19 protein-coding genes and 1 riboswitch are annotated in these 21,184 nt (G+C 61.4%); of the genes, 12 read left to right on the top strand and 7 right to left on the bottom strand.

Annotated features, from left to right (window positions below; genetic code table 11):
* Positions 1–23 precede the first annotated feature (23 nt).
* Together glnE and hldE are read left to right on the top strand one after the other, a co-directional pair.
* Positions 24–2,867: a bifunctional [glutamate--ammonia ligase]-adenylyl-L-tyrosine phosphorylase/[glutamate--ammonia-ligase] adenylyltransferase gene (gene glnE, locus MC269_RS02910; RefSeq protein ID WP_239953819.1), complete on the top strand. Its 2,844-nt coding sequence runs from the start codon at positions 24–26 to the stop codon at positions 2,865–2,867.
* A gap of 75 nt (positions 2,868–2,942) precedes the next feature.
* A complete protein-coding gene (gene hldE / locus MC269_RS02915) occupies positions 2,943–4,367 on the top strand; it encodes a bifunctional D-glycero-beta-D-manno-heptose-7-phosphate kinase/D-glycero-beta-D-manno-heptose 1-phosphate adenylyltransferase HldE (protein WP_239953821.1) in 1,425 nt (474 codons plus the stop codon).
* Between the two features lie 40 nt (positions 4,368–4,407).
* Here hldE and MC269_RS02920 read toward each other — a convergent pair whose 3' ends face one another.
* Positions 4,408–4,713 (bottom strand): accessory factor UbiK family protein, encoded by a 306-nt coding sequence (locus MC269_RS02920; protein ID WP_033752486.1) that lies wholly within the window; start codon positions 4,711–4,713, stop codon positions 4,408–4,410.
* A gap of 172 nt (positions 4,714–4,885) precedes the next feature.
* Positions 4,886–5,033: riboswitch (FMN riboswitch) on the top strand.
* Between the two features lie 108 nt (positions 5,034–5,141).
* Here MC269_RS02920 and ribB point away from each other — a divergent pair.
* A complete protein-coding gene (ribB, locus tag MC269_RS02925) occupies positions 5,142–5,798 on the top strand; it encodes a 3,4-dihydroxy-2-butanone-4-phosphate synthase (protein ID WP_239953838.1) in 657 nt (218 codons plus the stop codon).
* Positions 5,799–5,860: 62 nt separating this feature from the next.
* Here the strand turns inward: ribB and zupT are convergent, their stop codons facing one another.
* Positions 5,861–6,628 (bottom strand): zinc transporter ZupT, encoded by a 768-nt coding sequence (gene zupT, locus MC269_RS02930; protein ID WP_239953840.1) that lies wholly within the window; start codon positions 6,626–6,628, stop codon positions 5,861–5,863.
* A 189-nt stretch (positions 6,629–6,817) separates the two neighbouring features.
* Between zupT and ygiD the strand changes: the two genes are divergently transcribed.
* A complete protein-coding gene (gene ygiD / locus MC269_RS02935) occupies positions 6,818–7,603 on the top strand; it encodes a 4,5-DOPA dioxygenase extradiol (RefSeq protein WP_239953841.1) in 786 nt (261 codons plus the stop codon).
* A 30-nt stretch (positions 7,604–7,633) separates the two neighbouring features.
* On the opposite strand, the gene MC269_RS02940 is transcribed toward ygiD, so the two are convergent.
* The 3 genes from MC269_RS02940 to tolC form a co-directional block, all read right to left on the bottom strand.
* Positions 7,634–8,794 (bottom strand): glutathionylspermidine synthase family protein, encoded by a 1,161-nt coding sequence (locus tag MC269_RS02940; RefSeq protein ID WP_239953843.1) that lies wholly within the window; start codon positions 8,792–8,794, stop codon positions 7,634–7,636.
* Positions 8,795–8,801: 7 nt separating this feature from the next.
* Entirely contained in the window at positions 8,802–9,473 is a 672-nt protein-coding gene (locus tag MC269_RS02945; RefSeq protein ID WP_033792232.1) for a DUF1190 family protein, read from the bottom strand.
* Positions 9,474–9,783: 310 nt separating this feature from the next.
* Complete coding sequence (tolC, locus tag MC269_RS02950) at positions 9,784–11,250, bottom strand: outer membrane channel protein TolC (RefSeq protein ID WP_081139834.1); 1,467 nt, start codon at positions 11,248–11,250, stop codon at positions 9,784–9,786.
* 214 nt (positions 11,251–11,464) lie between these two features.
* Here tolC and nudF point away from each other — a divergent pair, with 214 nt between their 5' ends.
* From nudF to MC269_RS02980, 6 genes are read left to right on the top strand one after another with little or no spacing between them, the layout of a single operon-like run.
* Positions 11,465–12,100, top strand: a complete 636-nt coding sequence (nudF, locus tag MC269_RS02955) for an ADP-ribose diphosphatase (RefSeq protein ID WP_081139832.1) — start codon at positions 11,465–11,467, stop codon at positions 12,098–12,100.
* On the top strand, positions 12,097–12,522 hold the full coding sequence (locus tag MC269_RS02960; protein ID WP_081139830.1) for a DUF1249 family protein: 426 nt from the start codon (positions 12,097–12,099) through the stop codon (positions 12,520–12,522). Before nudF ends, MC269_RS02960 begins: the two co-directional genes overlap by 4 nt.
* A 45-nt stretch (positions 12,523–12,567) precedes the next feature.
* Positions 12,568–13,395 (top strand): 3',5'-cyclic-AMP phosphodiesterase, encoded by an 828-nt coding sequence (cpdA, locus tag MC269_RS02965; RefSeq protein WP_081139829.1) that lies wholly within the window; start codon positions 12,568–12,570, stop codon positions 13,393–13,395.
* Complete coding sequence (gene yqiA / locus MC269_RS02970) at positions 13,395–13,976, top strand: esterase YqiA (protein ID WP_239953845.1); 582 nt, start codon at positions 13,395–13,397, stop codon at positions 13,974–13,976. The genes cpdA and yqiA overlap by 1 nt, the downstream gene beginning before the upstream one ends.
* Positions 13,977–14,023: 47 nt before the next feature.
* Entirely contained in the window at positions 14,024–15,919 is a 1,896-nt protein-coding gene (parE, locus tag MC269_RS02975; RefSeq protein WP_081139826.1) for a DNA topoisomerase IV subunit B, read from the top strand.
* Between the two features lie 22 nt (positions 15,920–15,941).
* A complete protein-coding gene (locus MC269_RS02980) occupies positions 15,942–16,841 on the top strand; it encodes a LysR substrate-binding domain-containing protein (protein ID WP_081139824.1) in 900 nt (299 codons plus the stop codon).
* Between the two features lie 52 nt (positions 16,842–16,893).
* Here the strand turns inward: MC269_RS02980 and MC269_RS02985 are convergent, their stop codons facing one another.
* Together MC269_RS02985 and MC269_RS02990 are read right to left on the bottom strand one after the other, a co-directional pair.
* Entirely contained in the window at positions 16,894–17,202 is a 309-nt protein-coding gene (locus MC269_RS02985) for a putative quinol monooxygenase (RefSeq protein WP_081139822.1), read from the bottom strand.
* A 32-nt stretch (positions 17,203–17,234) separates the two neighbouring features.
* Positions 17,235–17,813 carry an NAD(P)H-dependent oxidoreductase gene (locus MC269_RS02990; RefSeq protein ID WP_239953846.1) on the bottom strand — a complete coding sequence of 193 codons (579 nt, stop codon included), beginning with the start codon at positions 17,811–17,813 and terminating at the stop codon, positions 17,235–17,237.
* A 161-nt stretch (positions 17,814–17,974) separates the two neighbouring features.
* Here MC269_RS02990 and MC269_RS02995 point away from each other — a divergent pair, with 161 nt between their 5' ends.
* Positions 17,975–18,742, top strand: a complete 768-nt coding sequence (locus tag MC269_RS02995; RefSeq protein ID WP_239953848.1) for a transporter substrate-binding domain-containing protein — start codon at positions 17,975–17,977, stop codon at positions 18,740–18,742.
* A gap of 131 nt (positions 18,743–18,873) precedes the next feature.
* Entirely contained in the window at positions 18,874–21,147 is a 2,274-nt protein-coding gene (gene parC / locus MC269_RS03000; RefSeq protein WP_239953850.1) for a DNA topoisomerase IV subunit A, read from the top strand.
* Positions 21,148–21,184 lie beyond the last annotated feature (37 nt).

Consider the following 21,184-nt stretch of genomic DNA (forward strand, 5'->3'; position numbering starts at 1 on the left):
TGACCCATCAGGGAGAGAAGACGTTGTTAGAGTTACCCGCTGAACTACAGGCGCAGGCGGCCAGCGCGGCCGAGCGCCTCGGCGTCGCCGCAGACGCCTTAACCGACGCACAGCGCGCTGCGCTGGCGTTCAGTGATTTCATCGTCGAGAACCTGCAGCGTCACCCGGAATGGTGGCTGGCGATCCAGCAGCAGCCGCCGCAGCCGGACGAGTGGCAGCACTACGCCCGCTGGCTGGACGCCGACATCGCTACCGTTGACGGCGAGGCGGCGCTGATGCGCGCGCTGCGGCTGTTCCGTCGCCGTATGCTGGTGCGGGTTGCCTGGATGCAGTGCCTGCACGAGGCGAGCACTGAGCAGAGCCTGCAGCAGCTCAGCGTGCTGGCGGAAGTGCTGATTAGCCGGGCGCGCGACTGGGTCTATCAGGCGTGTTGTCAGGACTTCGGCACCCCCTGCAACAGCGCGGGCGAGCCGCAGCCGATGCTGATCCTCGGCATGGGCAAGCTGGGCGGCGGCGAACTCAACTTCTCTTCCGACATCGATCTGATTTTTGCCTGGCCGGAAAACGGCACCACGCGCGGCGGCCGACGCGAGCTGGATAACGCGCAGTTTTTTACCCGCATGGGGCAGCGGCTGATCAAAGTGCTGGATCAGCCCACCATGGACGGCTTCGTCTACCGCGTCGACATGCGGCTGCGCCCCTTCGGCGACAGCGGTCCGCTGGTGCTGAGCTTCGCCGCGCTGGAGGATTACTATCAGGAGCAGGGCCGCGACTGGGAGCGCTATGCGATGGTCAAGGCGCGCCTGATGGGCGACGACCAGGATCGCTGGAGCCAGGAGCTGCAGCAGATGCTGCGCCCCTTTATCTACCGTCGCTATATCGACTTCAGCGTCATCCAGTCGCTGCGCAACATGAAGAGCATGATCACGCGCGAGGTGCGGCGGCGCGGGCTGACCAATAACATCAAGCTGGGCGCGGGCGGCATTCGCGAAACCGAATTTATCGTGCAGGTTTTCCAGCTGATACGCGGCGGACGTGAGCGCTCGCTACAGCTGCGCTCGCTGCTGCCGACGCTGTCGGCAATTGGCGAACTGGCGCTGCTGACGGCGGATCAGGTGGCGACGCTGCGCGCGGCCTACCTTTTCCTGCGCCGTCTGGAGAACCTGCTGCAGAGCATCAATGACGAACAGACCCAGACGCTGCCGACCGATGCGCGCGACCGCGCGCGGCTCGCCTGGGCGATGAACGCCGAGAGCTGGGGCGTCTTAACGGCGCGGCTTGAAACGCATATGGCGGCGGTGCGCGCCATTTTCGACGAGCTGATCGGTGAAGATATCCCGGAAATAAGCGATCAGCCCGAGCTGCTGGAGTTCAGCGGCATGTGGCAGGATTCGCTGGAGGATGCGGAGCTGGCGCCGCTGGTGCCGCAGCTCGACGATGAACAGCGCCGGTCGCTGCATCGCGCGCTGGAGGATTTTCGTCAGGATATTAGCCGCCGCACCATCGGTCCGCGCGGACGGCTGGCGATCGACCAGCTGATGCCGCGCCTGCTGAGCGAGGTGTGTCCGCGCGACGACGCCGCCGTTACGTTCAGCCGGCTGGTGCCGCTGCTGCTGGGCGTGCTGACGCGCAGCACCTATCTTGAACTCCTGACCGAATATCACGGCGCGCTGCGGCATCTGATCCGCCTGTGCGCGGCGTCGCCGATGATCGCCAGCCAGCTGGCGCGCTATCCGCTGCTGCTGGATGAGCTGCTCGATCCCGCCACGCTCTATCAGCCGACCGCCACCGACGCCTACCGCGACGAGCTGCGCCAGTATCTGATGCGCATTCCGGTGGATGATGAAGAGCAGCAGCTGGAGGCGGTGCGCCAGTTCAAACAGGCGCAGCTGCTGCGCATCGCGGCGGCCGATATCGCCGGCACGTTACCGGTGATGAAAGTGAGCGATCACTTAACCTGGCTGGCGGAAGCGATTATCGAATCGGTGGTGCAGCAGGCGTGGCAGATGATGGTGCAACGCTACGGCCGACCGGGCCACCTGAAAAATGAGCACGAGCGCGGCTTCGCGGTGCTGGGCTACGGCAAGCTGGGCGGCTGGGAGCTGGGCTATAGCTCCGATCTCGACCTGGTGTTTCTGCACGACTGCCCGGCGGATGCGGTCACCGACGGCGAGCGCAGCATCGACGGCCGGCAGTTCTATCTGCGGCTGGCGCAGCGCATTATGCATCTCTTCAGCACGCGCACCGCCTCAGGCATTCTCTATGAAGTGGACGCGCGGCTGCGGCCTTCCGGCGCGGCCGGCATGCTGGTCAGCACTTTCGACGCCTTCGACGACTATCAGCGCCATGAGGCCTGGACCTGGGAGCATCAGGCGCTGGTGCGCGCCCGCGTGGTGTTTGGCGATGATGCGCTGGCCGGGCGTTTCAACGCCATCCGCCGCGCCATTCTCTGCCTGCCGCGCGCGCCAGAGGCGCTGCAAAAAGAGGTGCGCGAGATGCGTGAGAAAATGCGCACTCATCTCAGCAACAGGCACAAAGGGCGCTGGGAGATCAAAACCGACGAAGGCGGCATTACCGACATTGAATTCATTGCGCAATATCTTGTCTTAGCCTGGGCCGCCGAACAGCCTGAGCTGACGCGCTGGTCCGATAACGTGCGGATTTTCGAACTGGCGGCGCGCTATGACAAACTGCCGGAGGCGGAAGCGCAGGCGCTGACCCATGCCTACGTCACGCTGCGCGACGCGCTGCATCATCTGGCGCTGCAGGAGCTGCCGGGCCATGTCGAGCCGGACGCCTTTGCCGCCGAGCGGCAAACCGTGGTGGCAAGCTGGCAGCGCTGGCTGGCGTCGCCTTTAACCCCATAAGCGGCTGTTGATAGCGCAGATCGCATCTGTGCTATCATCCGCGCACTATTTTTACTGCAGTCTGGAGTGTCTGGAATGAAAGTTACTTTGCCCGCGTTCGACCGTGCTTCGGTGCTGGTGGTAGGCGACGTGATGTTGGATCGCTACTGGTATGGCCCCACCAGCCGTATCTCTCCTGAAGCGCCGGTGCCGGTGGTGAAAGTGGACACCATTGAAGAGCGTCCCGGCGGCGCGGCAAACGTGGCGATGAACATTGCGGCGCTGGGCGCGGCGTCGCAGCTGATCGGCTTAACCGGCGAAGATGACGCGGCGCGCGTGCTGAACAGCACGCTGGCAAAGGTCAACGTGCGCTGCGACTTCGTTGCGGTCAAAACCCATCCTACGATTACCAAGCTGCGCGTGCTGTCGCGCAATCAGCAGCTGCTGCGCCTTGATTTCGAAGAGGGCTTCGAGCAGGTCGATCCGGAACCGATTCATCAGCGTCTGCGCCAGTCGCTGGCGGCGGCCGGCGCGCTGGTGCTTTCCGACTATGCCAAGGGCGCGCTCTCCAGCGTGCAGACCATGATCCGCCTGGCGCGTGAAGCAGAGGTGCCGGTGCTGATCGATCCCAAAGGCACTGACTTCGAGCGCTATCGCGGCGCGACGCTGCTGACGCCGAACCTGTCGGAGTTCGAGGCGGTGGTTGGCAAGTGTAAAAACGAAGAGGAGATTGTCAGCCGCGGCATGCAGCTGGTGGCGGATTACGAGCTCTCCGCGCTGCTGGTGACGCGCTCTGAAAACGGCATGACGCTGCTGCAGCCAGGCAAGGCGCCGCTGCATCTGCCGACGCAGGCGCAGGAAGTTTTCGACGTGACCGGCGCAGGCGACACGGTGATTGGCGTGCTGGCGGCGACGCTGGCGGCGGGCGACTCGCTGGAAGAGGCCTGTTTTATGGCCAATGCGGCGGCGGGCGTGGTGGTCGGCAAGCTGGGCACCTCGACCGTGAGTCCGATTGAGCTGGAAAACGCCGTGCATGCACGCCCGGACGAAGGTTTCGGCATCATGAACGAAGCGCAGCTTAAAATCGCCGTCGAGCAGGCGCGCAAGCGCGGCGAGAAAGTAGTGATGACCAACGGCGTGTTCGACATTCTGCACGCGGGTCACGTCTCCTATCTGGCCAACGCGCGCAAGCTGGGGGATCGCCTGATTGTGGCGGTCAACAGCGACGCGTCGACGAAGCGTCTGAAAGGCAGCAGTCGCCCGGTAAATCCGCTGGTGAACCGCATGATCGTGCTTGGCGCGCTGGAAGCGGTAGACTGGGTAGTGGCGTTTGAGGAAGATACGCCGCAGCGTCTGATCGCCAGCGTGTTGCCGGATCTGCTGGTAAAAGGCGGCGACTACAAGCCGGAAGATATCGCGGGCAGCAAAGAGGTATGGGCGAACGGCGGCGACGTGCGCGTGCTGAACTTCGAAGACGGCATCTCTACCACCAATATCATCAAGACTATTCGCGGCGAGTAACCGTGCGGGCGGGCGCCTTGCGCGCCCGCCGTCTGAAAGCTTACTGCGGGGTGTCGATTTTGCCTGCCGGATCGGGCGTCACTACCGCGGGCGCCGGTGCGGAAGGCTGATGGCTTTCCAGCTGTGCCAGGCGCTGCTCCAGCGCGGCCAGCTTTTCACGCGTGCGCAGCAGCACCTGCGTCTGCACGTCGAACTCTTCACGATTGACCAAATCCATACGCGTCAGCTGCGCCTGCAGAACCTGGCGAATTTTCTTTTCGACATCGTCGCCAAATTCACGAATCCCTTTCGGCATTGCCTCGTGCACCTGACGCGCAAGTTGTTCAATTTTTTTCGTGTCGATCATGATGATTTCCTGGTTTCGTGTTGCTGGTGACAGCAGGGGTTGGGGCCTGATAAGGGTTAAGTGTAATGCCAGAAACGAAAAGGTTAAACCCGAAATCGACACGGCAGGAAATGCAAAAGCATTTGAGGTTTTGTTGATTGCCCGACCTGTGTAATGGCGCTATAGTAATTTTGCTTATTCTCAGGGCGGGGCGAAATTCCCCACCGGCGGTAAATCAGCTACGGCTGAAAGCCCGCGAGCGCTTTCCGGCAACGGAAAGGTCAGCAGATCCGGTGTAATTCCGGGGCCGACGGTTAAAGTCCGGATGGGAGAGGGTAACGACATCTGCCGGGCTACGCCCGCTTCGCGTTATTGCCATGTCTTGATGACATCACTCCTAAGCTCGCCCTGATTCTGGTAACTCATATATTTTATAAGGTTTTATTACCATGAATCAGACGCTTCTTTCTGAATTTGGCACGCCGGAACAGCGTGTAGAACGTGCAGTTGCTGCGCTCCGTGAGGGACGCGGCGTAATGGTGCTTGACGATGAAGACCGTGAAAACGAAGGCGATATGATCTTCGCGGCGGAAACCATGACCGTCGAGCAGATGGCGCTGACCATCCGCCACGGCAGCGGCATCGTCTGCCTTTGCCTCACCGAAGAGCGCCGTCAGCAGCTTGAGCTGCCAATGATGGTCGAGACCAACACCAGCGCCTACGGCACCGGCTTTACGGTGACGATTGAAGCCGCCGAAGGGGTTACCACCGGCGTCTCCGCGAAAGATCGCATTACCACCATCCGCGCGGCCATTGCCGATAACGCGAAGCCGAGCGACCTTAATCGTCCCGGCCACGTCTTCCCGCTGCGCGCGCGTGACGGCGGCGTCCTGACGCGCGGCGGCCACACCGAAGCGACTATCGATCTGGTGACGCTGGCGGGCTTTAAGCCGGCGGGCGTGCTGTGCGAGCTCACCAACGACGACGGCACCATGGCGCACGCGCCGGAAGCGATTACCTTCGCGAAAGCGCACAACATGCCTGTGGTCACCATTGAAGATCTGGTGGCCTGGCGGCGCGCGCACGAAACGCGTCAGGCCAGCTAAGGCAGGCGCTGACCAAAAAGAAACGGGCCGCTTAGCGGCCCGTTTTGTTTTCAGCAGCCGATCTAGCCTACTTCGCTGATCTGCAACAGCGCGAGGCTGGCGCCCATCACCGTCATCCCGCACAGCACGCCGTAACTCGGATTATTGTGGGGATCGATCTCCCGTGCCAGCGGCATCAGCTCATCCACCGACAGCGCTACCATAATGCCGGCGACGCCCGCCATCACCGCCGCGATAACTACCGGCGACATCATCGGGCCAAGCAGCGCAAACGCCAGCAGCCCGCCGAGGATCTCCGCCATGCCGGAAACGCAGGCCCAGAACAGCGCTTTGCGTTTCGAGCCGGTGGCGGCGTACATGGGGCCGGCTACCGCCAGACCTTCGGGAATATTGTGGATGGCCACCGCCAGCGCAATACCCAGCCCCAGCTCCATATCACTGCTGGCGGTGACAAAGGTCGCCACGCCTTCGGGAAAGTTATGCAGGCTGATGCCGAGCGTCAGCAGGATCGCCGTACGGCGAAGCTTCGCCGGGTGGCGCTGCGCCGACATCAGATCCTGCGGATGCTGATGCGGCAGCAAACGATCCAGCGCGAAATAGCCGAGCAGGCCCAGCATAAACATGCCGTAACCGAGCAGCGGCGAGATCCCTTGGGTGCGCAGCGCGGTCGGCAGCATCTCCATGAGTGAGATCAGCAGCATAATGCCCGCCGCAAAGCCGAGCGCAAACGCCAGCATGCGGTTAGACGGCTTCTGGCCCAGCACGCCGAACAGCGCACCGATAAACGTAGCGGCGCCAGCCAGCACGGTGAGCAATAACGGACCCGACATCGCATTCTCCTTAATGATAATCATTCGCATAAAATTAGCGATAACCCTACGAAACGTCGAGTTATATTTGGTAAAGAAGTGTCGGCTGAAAGTTGTTCAAATTCACTGATGCTCTTCATCATGCTTATGCGCGTTTCCGGCGCTGTTAAAGGGCGTATCGTTAGCCGATAGAGATATGTCTGAGGAGCGATGATGCAACAACCTATGCCCGCGCTGTTTTTAGGTCACGGCAGCCCGATGAACGTGCTGGAAGAGAACCGCTATACCCAGGCCTGGCGTCACGCGGGTGAAACCCTGCCGCGTCCGCGCGCCATTATTGCGGTGTCGGCGCACTGGTACACGCGCGGCACGGCGGTCACGGCGATGGAAGATCCGCGCACCATCCATGATTTCGGCGGCTTCCCGCAGGCGCTGTTCGACACGCGCTATCCGGCGCCAGGATCGCCCGCGCTGGCGCAGGAGATCGCTGACGCGCTCGCGCCGACGGCGGTGCGCTTCGACCATGAGTGGGGATTCGATCACGGCTCCTGGGGCGTCCTGATCAAGATGTATCCCGACGCCGACATTCCCGTGGTGCAGCTCAGCGTCGATGCGACGCAGTCGCCCGCCTGGCATTTCGAGCAGGGTAAAAAGCTGGCGGCGCTGCGCGACAGCGGCGTGATGATCGTTGCCAGCGGCAACGTGGTGCATAACCTGCGCAAGGTGCGCTGGGACGAAACCGCGCCAGCCTGGCCCTGGGCGCAGCGCTTCGATCGGTTTGTGCGGGACAACCTGAGCTGGCAGGGCGAAAGCGAGACGCATCCGCTGGTGAACTTTATGCAGCATCCCGACGCCGCGCTGTCGAATCCGACGCCAGAGCACTATCTGCCGCTGCTCTACGTGCTGGGCGCCCGTCGCGGTGACGAGCCGGTCAGCGTGCCGGTGGAGGGCCTGGAGATGGGCGCAATCAGCATGCTGTCGGTGCAGGTAGGCTAAGCGAAGCGGGCCAGCGCGGCCCGCTCTGGCTCACCCGATAAAGGCGTGAGGATAGAAGCGCGAAAGATCCTGGGTGATCAGGTCGCGATCTTCGCGCAGGCCAATGCCGGCCGGCTGATCGTCAATCAGCCAGCTGCCGATCAGCGTATAGCTGTCGCCGAATTTCGGCAGCGGGTGGAACTGCTGCACGATCATGCCCTCTTCGCCGTAAGGCCCGTCGACGCGCGCAATCTCCTGACCGTTTTCCACGATGCGAATATTGGCGCCTTCGCGCGAGAACAGCGGCTTCACCACATATTTGTCCATGTGCGGCACATTGTCTTCGGCGAACCAGGCGGGCAGCAGATTAGGGTGGTTGGGAAACATCTGCCACAGCATCGGCAGCAGCGCCTTGTTAGAGACGATACTTTTCCACGCCGGCTCCAGCCAGCGCACGCCCGCATCGCCCAGCTTGGTGGAGAAAATCTCGCGCAGCATAAATTCCCACGGATAGAGCTTGAACAGGTTGCTGATCACCTGATCCTGCACGTCGGTGAACTGGCCTTTGTCGCCGAGGCCAATCTCGTCGATATAGAGAAACTCGCTCGGCAGACCCGCCTCGGTGGCGCAGTCCTGCAGATACTGCACCGTGCCGCGATCTTCTTCGGTGTCGCGGCAGCAGGCGAAGTGCAGCCACTGGAAACCGTGCTGCTGATGCAGTGCGGCGAAGCGCTCAATCAGCTTCTCCTGCAGGCTGTTGAACTGATCGCTGCCCGGCGGCAGCTGGCCAGCGTTAAGCTGATCCTCTAGCCAGATCCACTGAAAGAAGGCCGCTTCATACAGCGAGGTCGGCGTATCCGCGTTGTTTTCCAGTAGCTTCGCGTCGCTCTGGCCATCCCAGGCGAGGTCGAGGCGCGAGTAGAGCGACGGCTGACGCTGCGTCCAGGAGTCGCGCACGAAATCCCAGGTGTGCTTCGGTATGCGGAATTTCTCCAGCAGCTGCTCGCTGCCGACCACTTTCTCCACCACCTGCAGACACATCTGGTGCAGCTCCGCGGTGGTGGCTTCCAGTTTCTCTATCTGCGCCAGCGTAAACTGATAGTAGGCGTCTTCACACCAGTACGGCTCGCCGTGCATGGTGTGAAAACGAAAGCCATATTCCGTGGCCTTTTCGCGCCAGTCAGGGCGCTCATTGATGGCAATGCGTTGCATAACGGCGTTAGCCTCCCAGCGAACGGCTGGAGGTGCCGGTGGCGCTGCTGCGCGCCATACTATTCTGCTTCGCCACCGTTTCGCCGAAGCCGCCGCGCGTAATGGTGGAGGTGGTGGCCGGTTTCGGCGCCAGCGCGGTTTTCGGCACGTTCATGGTGCGGCCAGAGGTGGCGGCGCCGTAGTTTTTGCCCGACGCGTCCACAAACTGGCCGTTAGCCGGGCTGTTCGGGGTACGCGGCGAAAAGAGCGGCTGCTGCGCGAAGCCCGCGCCGCCGCCCATCAGGCGGCCCATCATGTAGCCCGCCATCAGCGGCATCCAGAAACTGCCGCTCTGCTGCGCTTCCGCGTTCTGCGTGGTGCCAACGCCCGCCTGCGCCGGGGCCTGCTGGCACTGATTCTCGCCAAATTCCGCTACGCAGTCTTCGCGTGAGGCGTATTTCGGCGCGGTGCGTTCCGCCTCTTTCAGCGCGTTATTGTAGGCGGTGGTGCACTGCGCGCTCTGGCCTGGATTGGCCTTGCTGCAGTCATCGGCATTTTGATACATCGAGACCGTTTCATCGCTCTGTTCGCAGCCCGCCAGGGTAAATACCGCAGCAATGGCCAGTGCGACCGGCGTTAAATGGCGTGCCTGCCAGCTTTTGCGAAAAGCGGCATGGCGAATATTTTTTGTCCGTTTCATATTTGTCATCCTGTGCCCAAAGGTGATGCTCAGGATAGGGGATCGCTGGTGGAAAATGAAGCTGAGGGCCTGATGCGGAAAGGATCTTTACGTTGTTATACGTTTAACGGAGAGACGGGCCGCAAAGCGGCCCGTTATGGCCTGCAGCTGGAATTTGAAACGGGTGTGATATGGACCGAAGAGCAAAGCGTCACGCGCCAGGGAGGGCGCGTGCCGAGCTGGCAAGGATGCCGATTTTGCGACTTTGCGATCGGTCCATGTCACGCACGGTGGCACAATCAAGACGGGCCGCAAAGCGGCCCGTTGAAGATTAATTGCGGAACGGATTCGCGCTGCTGCGCTGAGCGGCAGGACGCGCCGCAGGGGTTGCTGGCTCCGCCGCTGGGCCGTTGTCAACGCGCGCGGTCTGCTGCGGATTTTCCGGCGCCACGCTTTCCGGCGAGGTAGAGATCTCTTTGCCGAGCTGGCTGTTAAGCTGCTGCAGATCCTGCTCGTTCAGCGTGCCCAGCGCATATTTGATATTCAGCTGGTTAATCAGATAGCTGTAGCGCGCGTCAGAGAGCTGCTGCTTGGCGTTGTAGAGCGTGGTGGTCGCGTCCAGCACGTCGACGATGGTGCGCGTGCCGACCTGATAACCCGCTTCAGAGGCATCCAGCGAGCTTTGCGCAGAAACCACCGCCTGTTTGTAGGCCTCAATGCTGCTCACCGACGCGTTCACGTTGTTGTAGGAGGAGCGTACCGTCTGCACCGCAGAGCGATGCGCGCTCTCCAGCTGTTCGCTGGCGCTGACGTAGTTGAACTGCGCCTGCTTCACCTGTGAGGTGACCGCGCCGCCGCTGTAGAGCGGCAGCGAGAAGCTCAGGCCCACCTGATTGGTGCCGCTGATGGAATCGGTGCTGCCGGTGCTCTGGTTGGCGCGGCTGCCGCCATACTTGCTGTTAGAGAGACCGGTCGACGCGGTCAGATCCAGCGTCGGCATATGGCCGGTTTCCGCAGAGCGGATCTGCTCGCGCGCCAGATCCTGGTTCAGACGGGCTGACAGCAGATTGAGGTTGCGGCTCTCGGCCTGCTTCAGCAGCGCGCTCACCGCGTCCGGCTTGGTGGCCTTAAAGCGATCGATATTCAGCGACGCCAGCGCCAGGTAGTCGTTGCCGGTGATCTGACGCAGCGACTCGACCATATTGTCGAGGTTGTTGCGCGCGGTTACTTCGTTCGCCAGCACGCTGTCGTACTGCGCGCGGGCGTTCTGCACGTCGGTAATCGCCACCAGGCCAACGTTAAAACGCTGGGTAGTCTGATCCAGCTCGCGGTAGATCGACTGTTTTTGCGCTTCGGTGTAAGAAAGGGTATCAATCGCCTTTAATACGTTGAAATAGGCGGTCGCGGTGTTGAGGATTAAATCCTGCTGCGCCACCTGGTAGGTGACGTCCTGAATGCCGGCCGCTTTCTCCTGCAGGGTCAGCGCGCGCCATTTCGACATGTCGAAAATGGTCTGCGTTAATTGCAGCGATCCGCTGGTCGTGTTGGAATGAAGGCCGCTGCTGTCGCGATAACCATTGCTATAGGTGTAATCCGCGCCTAAACCTAACTGAGGCAACAAAGGACTGCGCGCTTCATTGATCTTTTCAAAGGCGGCGTCACGGGTGGCGGCGGAGCTGCGTAAATCCGGGTTGCTGAGACGCGCTTGTTGATAGACCTGCAGCAGGTCCTCTGCCTGACTGGCAAGGCTGAAACCGGCCAGGCTCAGCCCAATAAAAAGTGGGAGCAGTTTTTTCATTTGCATTCCTTTTGTTGCAGCAAATTACAGGGGTAGCGCTGCCGGATAAGCCAAAAAATAATCGCAGATTCTAGCAGAGTGCGACTGTGAGATAAGTTGGCTGAACGTGCCTTCTCCCCCTAATTTACGTAAATAATTCAGAAAGAACCACTCGGATGGAGCCTGTGGGTTGGCTTTTTGCCGCTCCGTCCCAATCTGCATAAGGAGCCCGTCGATGAGCGGCGAAAAAAAATCCCCAGTGACTTTTACAAAAAACGATGTAGAAATTATTGCACGCGAAACCGCCTGGAAAGGTTTTTTTTCCATTGTTCGCTACCGGTTTCGCCACCGCCGTTTTAATGGCGAAATGAGCAACGAAGTGGTGCGCGAAGTTTTCGAGCGCGGACACGCTGCCGTGCTGCTACCCTATGATCCCTTACGCGACGAAGTGGTGCTGATCGAGCAGATCCGCATTCCCGCCTTTGACGTCAGCAAAACGCCCTGGCTGCTGGAAATGGTGGCGGGCATTATCGAGCCCAACGAAAGCGCCGAAGAGGTGGTGCGACGCGAAGCCGTCGAAGAGGCGGGACTGAGCGTCGGACGCGTTAAACCCGTGTTAAACTACCTCGCCAGCCCTGGCGGCACCAGTGAGCGCTTATCGATACTGGTGGGAGAAGTGGATGCCAGCCTGGCAAAAGGATGCCACGGTCTGGAGGAAGAGAATGAGGATATTCTTGTGCATGTGGTGAGCCGCGAACAGGCTTACCGCTGGGTGGAAGAGGGGATTATCGACAACGCGGCGTCTGTCATCGCCCTGCAATGGCTGGCGTTGCACCATGAAAAACTACGAGACGAGTGGAAGCTAAAATGAAACAGCGCTATATCCCTGATTTCCCCGAAATGATGCGGCTCTGCGAAACCAACTTCGCCCAGCTGCGTCGTCTGCTGCCGCGCAGCGACGAGGCAGGCGCATCGGTGGTCTATCAGGTTAAGGGCGCCCGCTATCAGTTGACCATCGAAGAGTCCACGCGCTACACCACGCTGGTGGAGATCCGCCAGGTGGCGCCCGTTGTGAGTTACTGGAGCCTGCCTTGCATGTCGGTGCGGTTATATCACGACGCGATGGTCGCCGAAGTGTGTTCAACACAGCAGATCTATCGCTTTAAAGCGCGCTATGATTATCCTAATAAAAAACTGCATCAGCGCGACGAGAAACACCAGATCAACCAGTTCCTTGCTGACTGGCTGCGCTACTGCCTGGCGCAGGGCGCGATGGCGGAGCCGGTCTGCTGATCGCACAGATAATGCATTATTCGGCGTGGAGACGAAGGAAACGCTTTGGATAGCCTGCTAACACTTCCTGCGGCGAATGGGGCCGGGATCAGGATTTTGCAAATCACGGACACCCACCTTTTCGCTGGAAAAAACGAATCGCTGCTGGGCGTGAATACCTGGGCGAGTTATGACGCGGTGCTGGACGCCATTGCGGCGCAGCAGCGCGATTTCGATCTGATCATCGCCACCGGCGATCTCGCTCAGGATCACTCTGTCGAAGCCTATCAGCACTTCGCTGAGGGCATCGCGCGTCTGCCGAAACCCTGCGTCTGGCTGCCGGGCAACCACGATTTCCAGCCGGCGATGGTGGATACCCTGGCCGAGGCGGCGATCGCCGCGCAAAAGCACGTGCTGCTGGGCGAGCACTGGCAGCTGGTGATGCTCGACAGCCAGGTGTTTGGCGTGCCGCACGGCATGCTGAGTGACTATCAGCTGGAGTGGCTGGAGAAGGCGCTGGCGCGCTTTCCGCAGCGCCACACGCTGGTGGTGCTGCACCATCATCCGCTGGCCAGCGGCTGCACCTGGCTCGATCAGCACAGCCTGCGCAACGCGCATCAGCTCGACGCGGTGCTGCAGCACTATCCCTTAGCGCGCACGCTGGTGTGCGGCCATATTCATCAGGAGCTGGATCTTAGCTGGCACGACCGTCGCGTGCTGGCGACGCCCTCGACCTGCGTGCAGTTCAAACCGCACTGCACCAGCTTCACCATTGATACCGTGGCGCCAGGCTGGCGCTGGTTTACGCTGCATCCAGACGGATCGTTCGACACCGAGGTCGAGCGGCTGCAAACCGACGCGTTTCGCCCCGATCTGGACTCGGACGGCTACTGATGGCGGCGCTGCTCTATCTGCACGGCTTCAACAGCTCGCCGCGCTCCGCCAAGGCGACGCAGCTGCAGCAGTGGCTGGCGGCGACGCATCCGCATATCGAGGTGATCGTGCCGCAGCTGCCGGCGTTTCCCGCCGACGCCGCCGCGCTGCTGGAAGAGAAAGTGATGGCGCTGAGCGGCCAGCCGCTCGGCCTGGTCGGCTCCTCGCTGGGCGGCTATTTCGCCACCTGGCTCTCCCAGTGTTTTATGCTGCCCGCCGTGGTGGTCAATCCGGCGGTGCGGCCGTTTGAGCTGCTGGCGGATTACCTTGGGGTCAACCAGAATCCCTACACCGGCCAGCAATATGTGTTAGAGTCTCGCCACATTTACGATCTGAAAGTCATGCAGATTGAGCCGCTGGAAGCGCCCGATTTACTCTGGCTGCTGCAGCAAACGGGCGACGAAGTGCTCGATTATCGCCAGGCGCTCGACTACTACAGCGCGTGCCGTCAAACGGTGGAGCAGGGCGGCAATCATGCCTTTACCGGATTCGAACGCCATTTCCCGCAGATTCTGGACTTTCTGGGTCTGAATCACGACTAACCTGCGGAAATTGCACCTAATTTCACGCTTCTGATTAGAAATTTATCATGAGTCAATCAAGCTATAACGCGGATGCTATTGAGGTTCTGACTGGCCTTGAGCCGGTTCGCCGTCGTCCCGGCATGTATACCGATACGACGCGTCCTAACCATCTGGGTCAGGAAGTCATTGATAACAGCGTCGATGAGGCGCTGGCGGGCCATGCGAAACGGGTCGAAGTGATTCTGCATGCCGATCAGTCGCTGGAGGTGATCGACGACGGGCGCGGCATGCCGGTGGACATCCACCCGGAAGAGGGCGTGCCCGCCGTTGAGCTGATCCTCTGCCGACTGCATGCGGGCGGCAAGTTCTCCAGCAAAAACTATCAGTTCTCGGGCGGCCTGCACGGCGTCGGCATCTCCGTGGTCAACGCCCTGTCGAAGCGGGTAGAGGTCACGGTGCGCCGCAACGGCGAAGTGTACGACATCGCGTTTGAAAACGGCGAGAAGGTGCAGGAGCTGACCAAAACCGGCACGGTGGCGAAACGCAACACCGGCACCAGCGTGCACTTCTGGCCTGACGAAAGCTTCTTTGACAGCCCGCGCTTCTCGGTCTCCCGCCTGACTCACCTGCTGAAGGCGAAAGCGGTGCTCTGTCCCGGCGTCGAGATCGTCTTTAAAGACAAGGTCAACAACACCGAACAGCGCTGGTGCTATGAAGATGGCCTCACCGACTACCTGTGCGAAGCGATCAACGGCCTGCCGACGCTGCCGGAAAAACCGTTCGTCGGCAGCTTCTCCGGCGACACGGAAGCGGTGGACTGGGCGCTGATCTGGCTGCCGGAAGGCGGCGAGCTGCTGACTGAAAGCTACGTTAACCTGATCCCGACCATGCAGGGCGGCACGCACGTTAACGGCCTGCGTCAGGGGCTGCTCGACGCGATGCGCGAGTTCTGCGAATACCGCAATATTCTGCCGCGCGGCGTCAAGCTGTCGGCGGAGGATATCTGGGATCGCTGCGCTTACGTGCTGTCGGTGAAGATGCAGGACCCGCAGTTCGCCGGTCAGACCAAAGAGCGTCTCTCGTCGCGCCAGTGCGCTGCCTTCGTTTCGGCGGTGGTGAAAGATGCCTTTAGCCTGTGGCTCAACCAGAACGTGCAGGCGGCGGAACAGCTGGCGGAGCTGGCGATCGCCAGCGCTCAGCGCCGTATGCGCGCAGCGAAGAAAGTGGTGCGTAAAAAGCTCACCAGCGGACCGGCGCTGCCCGGCAAGCTGGCGGACTGCACCGCGCAGGACCTGAATAAAACCGAACTCTTCCTGGTGGAAGGGGATTCTGCCGGCGGATCTGCCAAGCAGGCGCGCGATCGCGAATATCAGGCGATCATGCCGCTGAAGGGCAAGATCCTCAACACCTGGGAAGTCTCCTCGGACGAGGTGCTGGCGTCGCAGGAGGTGCACGACATCTCCGTGGCGATCGGCATCGATCCCGACAGCGAAGATCTCAGCCAGCTGCGCTACGGCAAGATCTGCATCCTTGCCGATGCGGACTCCGACGGCCTGCATATCGCCACCCTGCTGTGCGCGCTGTTTGTGAAGCACTTCCGCTCGCTGGTGAAGGGCGGCCACGTCTATGTGGCAATGCCGCCGCTCTACCGTATCGATCTCGGCAAAGAGGTCTACTACGCGCTCGACGAAGATGAAAAAGAGGGCGTGCTGGAGCAGCTCAAGCGCAAGAAGGGCAAGCCGAACGTGCAGCGCTTTAAAGGGCTGGGCGAGATGAACCCGCTGCAGCTGCGCGAAACCACGCTCGACCCTAACACGCGCCGCCTGGTGCAGCTGACGGTGGAAGAGAGCGACGTCGAGCAGACGCTGCGCGTGATGGATATGCTGCTGGCCAAGAAGCGTTCGGAAGATCGCCGCAACTGGCTGCAGGAAAAAGGCGATATGGCCGATATCGAAGTGTGACAGGCGCGCTGCGGGGTCGAGGATGAAAGTCACGCTGGAAGAGCTGCGCGTGCTGGTGGCGGTGGCGGACTGCGGTTCTATCACCGCGGCGGCGGAGCTGCTGGATCAAACCAGCTCAGGCGTAAGCCGCGCCCTGAGCCGTCTTGAGGCCAAGCTCAACAGCACCCTGCTGCACCGCACCACGCGCCGGCTGGCCCTGACCGAAGAGGGCCTGCTGTTCCTGTCCCACGCGCGCCAGATCCTGCTCTCTGTCGAACAGGCGGAAGAGCAGCTCGCCCGACGCCGGGAAACCCCGTCGGGCCGCCTGCGCATCAACGCCGCCGCGCCTTTTATGCAGCACGTGGTGGTGCCGCTGATCGGCGCCTTCCGCCAGCGCTATCCGTTAATTCAGCTGGAACTCAATACCGACGATATCGTGATCGATCTGCTGGAGCAGCAGACCGATATCGCGATCCGCATCGGCGAGCTGCGCGATTCCACCATGCGCGCCCGCATGCTCGGCAGCAGCAGGGTGCGGCTGCTGGCCAGCCCGGACTATCTGCAACGGGCGGGCGAGCCGCACAGCGTCGAGGCGCTGGCGCAGCATCAGCTGATCGGCTTTAGCCAGCTGGAGATGCACAACGTCTGGCCCGTCTGGCAGCGCGAAGGCGAAATGCTGCGCATCCAGCCGACCATCGCCGCCTCAAGCGGCGAAATCATCCGCCAGCTCGCGCTGGCCGGCCAGGGCATCGCGCGCATCTCCGATTTCGTCAGCCATCAGGATCTCGCCGCCGGCCGGCTGAAAGAGGTGCTGGTGGCGCAGACCCTGGATGTGCGGCTGCCGGTGCACGCCGTGTACTACCGCAACGCGGAGCTGGCGGCGCGCATTACCTGTTTTCTCGATTTTCTTCACGCCGAGATCGCCGCGCAGGCGCTGTTCTGAAATAAAAAAAGCCGCGGGCCCGAAAGCGCGCGGCTGATCGGCGAGGCGGCGGTCAGGCCGTTGGCTCCAGCACCAGAATCTTCACGTCCACCACATCCGCTTTGATCTTTTCGCGATGCGCCTCCATATGCGGCATCTGCTGATGCTGCTCCAGATGGCGCAGCGACTCCCACTGCTCCAGCATAAAAATGGAGTCAGGCGAATTGTGCTTCCACGGCACCTGCGCCTGGTGATCCACCAGCGCGTCATACTGATGGCAGCCCTCTTCGGCCAGCACCGTCGGGATCAGCGAGGCGATCGCGTCCAGCACTGCGTTGCGACGTCCAGGTTTGATACAAATCTCAGCCACTACCGTTAGCATTTACGCCTCCTCATTAACGGACCCGCATTAAGTTAAGCAAAGATCTCGCTGAGATGAGTCCGATAACGCGCGATATCGCGCGGCACGTCCGGCTGCTTGATCACGTCGTTGCAGATAAAGGTCGGCAGCGCGTCCATACCGAGGAACTGGTTCGCTTTATGGAAGTGCAGATAGAGGCCGTCGACGCCGACGCCTTCAAAGAACTGCTCGGGATCGGTAAAGGCTTCCAGCGGCGCGTTCCAGGTGAGCGACAGCATATATTTTTTACCCTGCAGCAAACCGCCTGAGCCATATTTCTTGCCGGCGTCGGCGCGGGTGCGGCCATCGCTGGCGTAGAGCTTGCCGTGGCCTTCAGTAAAGATCTCGTCGATATAGCGTTTCACCGTCCAGGGTTCGCCCATCCACCAGCCCGGCATCTGATAGATCACCACGTCGCTGTCGAGATACTTCTGCACCTCTTCTTCGATGCTGTAGTCGCTGTCGGCGACGGTGACTGTGACCTGATGGCCCAGGTCGCGCAGCTGGCTTGCCGCCACGTCGGTCAGGGTGTGGTTCAGTTCGCCTTTAGAGTGGGCGAAGGTTTTGCCGCCGTCGATAATCAGAATATTCATGCGCTACTCTCTTGTGTGATGCGATAGGGGGCTACTGTACGCGCGTCGCGCCGGGAGAAAAATGGGATTCGGATCACAAGACTTTTGCGCTGGAAGCAATAATCCCGCGCGGTATGACACACTCCCTTCACACTTAATCGCGCGGTAACAGAAGAACAGCTATGTACAAAACCCTATTCAGCGCGCTGCTGCTGGTCAGCGGCGTGGCGCAGGCGGATTCGCGCCTCGATCAGATCCTCGCCAGCAAAACGCTCAAGGTCTGCACCACCGGCGACTACAAGCCCTACACCTATTTGCGCCCGGACGGCCAGTATGAAGGGCTGGATATCAGCATGGCGCAGTCGCTGGCCGCCAGCCTCGACGCGCAGATCCGCTGGGTGCCGACCACCTGGAAAACCCTGTCGCAGGATTTTAAACAGCAGCAGTGCGACATCGCGCTGGGCGGCGTGTCGGTAACGCTGAAGCGCCAGCAGATCGCCTGGTTCGCCCAGCCGCTCGGCGTCGACGGCAAAATCCCGCTGGTGCGCTGCGCCGACAAGGCGAAATACCAGACCATCGCGCAGCTTAACGCGCCTGCGGTGCGCCTGATCGAGCCGGCGGGCGGCACCAACGAAGCCTTTGTTCACAGCCATCTGCCGCAGGCGTCGCTGACGCTGTTCCACGACAACGTCACCATTTTCCAGCAGCTGGTGGACAACAAGGCTGACGTAATGATCACCGACGCCTCTGAGGCGCTCTATCAGCAGCAGCGCTACCCGCAGCTCTGCGCCATCAATCCGCAGGCGCCGCTGCAGTATGGCGAGAAAGCGTACATGATCCCGCGCGACGATATGAGCTGGAAAGCCTATATTGACCAGTGGCTGCACCTGGCGACCGCCACCGGCGAGTACGCCCGTATTGCGGCGCAGTGGATGGGTGCGGCGCGCTGATCGCTACGCCCGGCAATCGCGCGCCGCGCCGCGCTTCCCTGTGACTAATTCTGGCGATTAAGGTACTATCCTCGCCAAATAACCGCCGGGTGATCCGCCATTGCGGGCCACGAAGTGAGGATAAAAGCTTAATGAGTGAATTGACGCAGGATGGTGCAGAGCGTCTTGCCCTGCACAAATTTACCGAAAACGCGTACCTGAACTACTCCATGTACGTCATTATGGACCGCGCCTTGCCCTATATCGGCGACGGTCTGAAGCCGGTTCAGCGCCGTATCGTCTACGCCATGTCGGAACTCGGCCTGAGCGCCAGCGCCAAATTCAAAAAGTCGGCGCGTACCGTCGGCGACGTGCTGGGTAAATACCATCCGCACGGCGACAGCGCCTGCTATGAAGCGATGGTGCTGATGGCGCAGCCGTTCTCCTATCGCTATCCGCTGGTCGATGGCCAGGGCAACTGGGGCGCGCCGGACGATCCGAAATCCTTCGCCGCGATGCGCTACACCGAATCGCGCCTGTCGAAATATGCGGAAGTGCTGCTCGGGGAGCTGGGCCAGGGCACGGTCGACTTTGTGCCGAACTTCGACGGCACGCTGCAGGAGCCGAAGATGCTGCCTGCGCGGCTGCCAAACATCCTGCTGAACGGCACCACCGGCATTGCGGTCGGCATGGCGACCGATATTCCGCCGCACAACCTGCGCGAAGTGGCGCAGGCGGCGATCGCCCTGATCGACAAGCCGAACACCAGCCTCGACGCGCTGCTCGATATCGTGCACGGCCCCGATTATCCCACCGAGGCTGAGATCATCACGCCGCGCGACGAGATCCGCAAGATCTACCAGAACGGACGCGGATCGATCCGTCAGCGTGCGGTGTGGAAAAAAGAGGATGGCGAGGTGGTGATCACCGCGCTGCCGCATCAGGTCTCGGGCGCGCGCGTGCTGGAGCAGATCGCCGCCCAGATGCGCAATAAAAAGCTGCCGATGGTCGAGGATCTGCGCGACGAATCCGATCATGAAAACCCGACTCGTCTGGTGATCGTGCCGCGCTCGAACCGCGTCGATCTCGATCAGGTGATGCACCACCTGTTCGCCACCACCGATCTCGAGAAGAGCTACCGCGTTAACCTCAACATGATCGGCCTCGACAACCGTCCGTCGGTGAAAAACCTGCTGGAGATCCTGTCGGAATGGCTGGTGTTCCGCCGCGACACCGTTAAGCGCCGCCTTAACTATCGCCTGGAGCGCGTGCTGCGTCGTCTGCACATCCTTGAGGGCCTGCTGGTCGCCTTCCTCAATATCGACGAGGTGATCCATATCATCCGCAGCGAGGATGAGCCTAAGCCGGTGCTGATGTCGCGCTTCGGCATCAGTGAAACTCAGGCGGAAGCGATCCTTGAGCTGAAGCTGCGCCATCTGGCGAAGCTGGAAGAGATGAAAATCCGCGGCGAGCAGAGTGAGCTGGAGAAAGAGCGCGATCAGATTCAGGCGATCCTCGCCTCTGAACGCAAGATGAACACGCTGCTGAAGAAAGAGCTGCAGGCCGACGCCGCTGCCTACGGCGACGATCGCCGTTCGCCGCTGCACGAGCGCGAAGAGGCGAAGGCGCTGAGCGAGAACGAGCTGGTGCCTTCCGAGCCGGTTACCATCGTGCTGTCGCAGATGGGCTGGGTGCGCAGCGCCAAAGGCCACGATATCGACCCGTCCGGGCTGAGCTACAAAGCGGGCGACAGCTATCTGGCGGCGGCGCGCGGCAAGAGCAATCAGCCGGTTGCCTTTATCGACTCCACCGGACGCAGCTACACGCTTGATCCCACCTCGCTGCCGTCGGCGCGCGGGCAGGGCGAGCCGCTGACCGGCAAGCTTCAGCCGCCGCCGGGCGCGGTGGTGGAGCAGGTGCTGATGGAGGCGGAGGAGCAGAAGCTGCTGATGGCCTCCGACGCCGGCTACGGCTTTATCTGCACCTTCGCCGATCTGGTGTCGCGCAACCGCGCCGGCAAGGCGCTGCTGACGCTGCCGGACAACGCGCGCGTAATGACGCCGATGGCGGTGCATCACGAAGATGACATGCTGCTGGCGATCACCCAGGCGGGCCGGATGCTGATGTTCCCGGTGGGCGAGCTGCCGCAGATGTCGAAAGGCAAAGGCAACAAGATTATCTCTATCCCGGCGGCGGACGCCGCGGCGGGCAACGACAAGCTCGCCTGGCTGCTGATCCTGCCGCCGGGCAGCGCGGTCACGCTCTACGTCGGCAAGCGCAAGCTGGTGATGCGCAGCGAAGAGCTGCAAAAGTTCCGCGCCGACCGCGGCCGTCGCGGCACGCTGCTGCCGCGCGGCCTGCAGCGTATCGACAAGGTAGAGCTGGATGCCCCAGCGCGTGTTGTCAGCGAAGACGGCGAAGCCTGAGCAACGCGGCGGATGATCTTCTCCGCCGCGCCATAAT

Source organism: Pantoea sp. Z09 (genome assembly GCF_022394795.1).
Classification (GTDB): domain Bacteria; phylum Pseudomonadota; class Gammaproteobacteria; order Enterobacterales; family Enterobacteriaceae; genus Pantoea; species Pantoea latae.

Excerpts from the sequence above, each read along its gene's own strand:
- hldE (WP_239953821.1), top strand. The coding sequence starts at position 2,943 with ATGAAAGTTACTTTGCCCGCGTTCGACCGTGCTTCGGTGCTGGTGGTA.
- MC269_RS02920 (WP_033752486.1), bottom strand. The coding sequence starts at position 4,713 with ATGATCGACACGAAAAAAATTGAACAACTTGCGCGTCAGGTGCACGAG.
- ribB (WP_239953838.1), top strand. The coding sequence starts at position 5,142 with ATGAATCAGACGCTTCTTTCTGAATTTGGCACGCCGGAACAGCGTGTA.
- zupT (WP_239953840.1), bottom strand. The coding sequence starts at position 6,628 with ATGTCGGGTCCGTTATTGCTCACCGTGCTGGCTGGCGCCGCTACGTTT.
- ygiD (WP_239953841.1), top strand. The coding sequence starts at position 6,818 with ATGATGCAACAACCTATGCCCGCGCTGTTTTTAGGTCACGGCAGCCCG.
- MC269_RS02940 (WP_239953843.1), bottom strand. The coding sequence starts at position 8,794 with ATGCAACGCATTGCCATCAATGAGCGCCCTGACTGGCGCGAAAAGGCC.
- MC269_RS02945 (WP_033792232.1), bottom strand. The coding sequence starts at position 9,473 with ATGAAACGGACAAAAAATATTCGCCATGCCGCTTTTCGCAAAAGCTGG.
- tolC (WP_081139834.1), bottom strand. The coding sequence starts at position 11,250 with ATGAAAAAACTGCTCCCACTTTTTATTGGGCTGAGCCTGGCCGGTTTC.
- nudF (WP_081139832.1), top strand. The coding sequence starts at position 11,465 with ATGAGCGGCGAAAAAAAATCCCCAGTGACTTTTACAAAAAACGATGTA.
- MC269_RS02960 (WP_081139830.1), top strand. The coding sequence starts at position 12,097 with ATGAAACAGCGCTATATCCCTGATTTCCCCGAAATGATGCGGCTCTGC.
- yqiA (WP_239953845.1), top strand. The coding sequence starts at position 13,395 with ATGGCGGCGCTGCTCTATCTGCACGGCTTCAACAGCTCGCCGCGCTCC.
- parE (WP_081139826.1), top strand. The coding sequence starts at position 14,024 with ATGAGTCAATCAAGCTATAACGCGGATGCTATTGAGGTTCTGACTGGC.
- MC269_RS02980 (WP_081139824.1), top strand. The coding sequence starts at position 15,942 with ATGAAAGTCACGCTGGAAGAGCTGCGCGTGCTGGTGGCGGTGGCGGAC.
- MC269_RS02985 (WP_081139822.1), bottom strand. The coding sequence starts at position 17,202 with ATGCTAACGGTAGTGGCTGAGATTTGTATCAAACCTGGACGTCGCAAC.
- MC269_RS02990 (WP_239953846.1), bottom strand. The coding sequence starts at position 17,813 with ATGAATATTCTGATTATCGACGGCGGCAAAACCTTCGCCCACTCTAAA.
- MC269_RS02995 (WP_239953848.1), top strand. The coding sequence starts at position 17,975 with ATGTACAAAACCCTATTCAGCGCGCTGCTGCTGGTCAGCGGCGTGGCG.
- parC (WP_239953850.1), top strand. The coding sequence starts at position 18,874 with ATGAGTGAATTGACGCAGGATGGTGCAGAGCGTCTTGCCCTGCACAAA.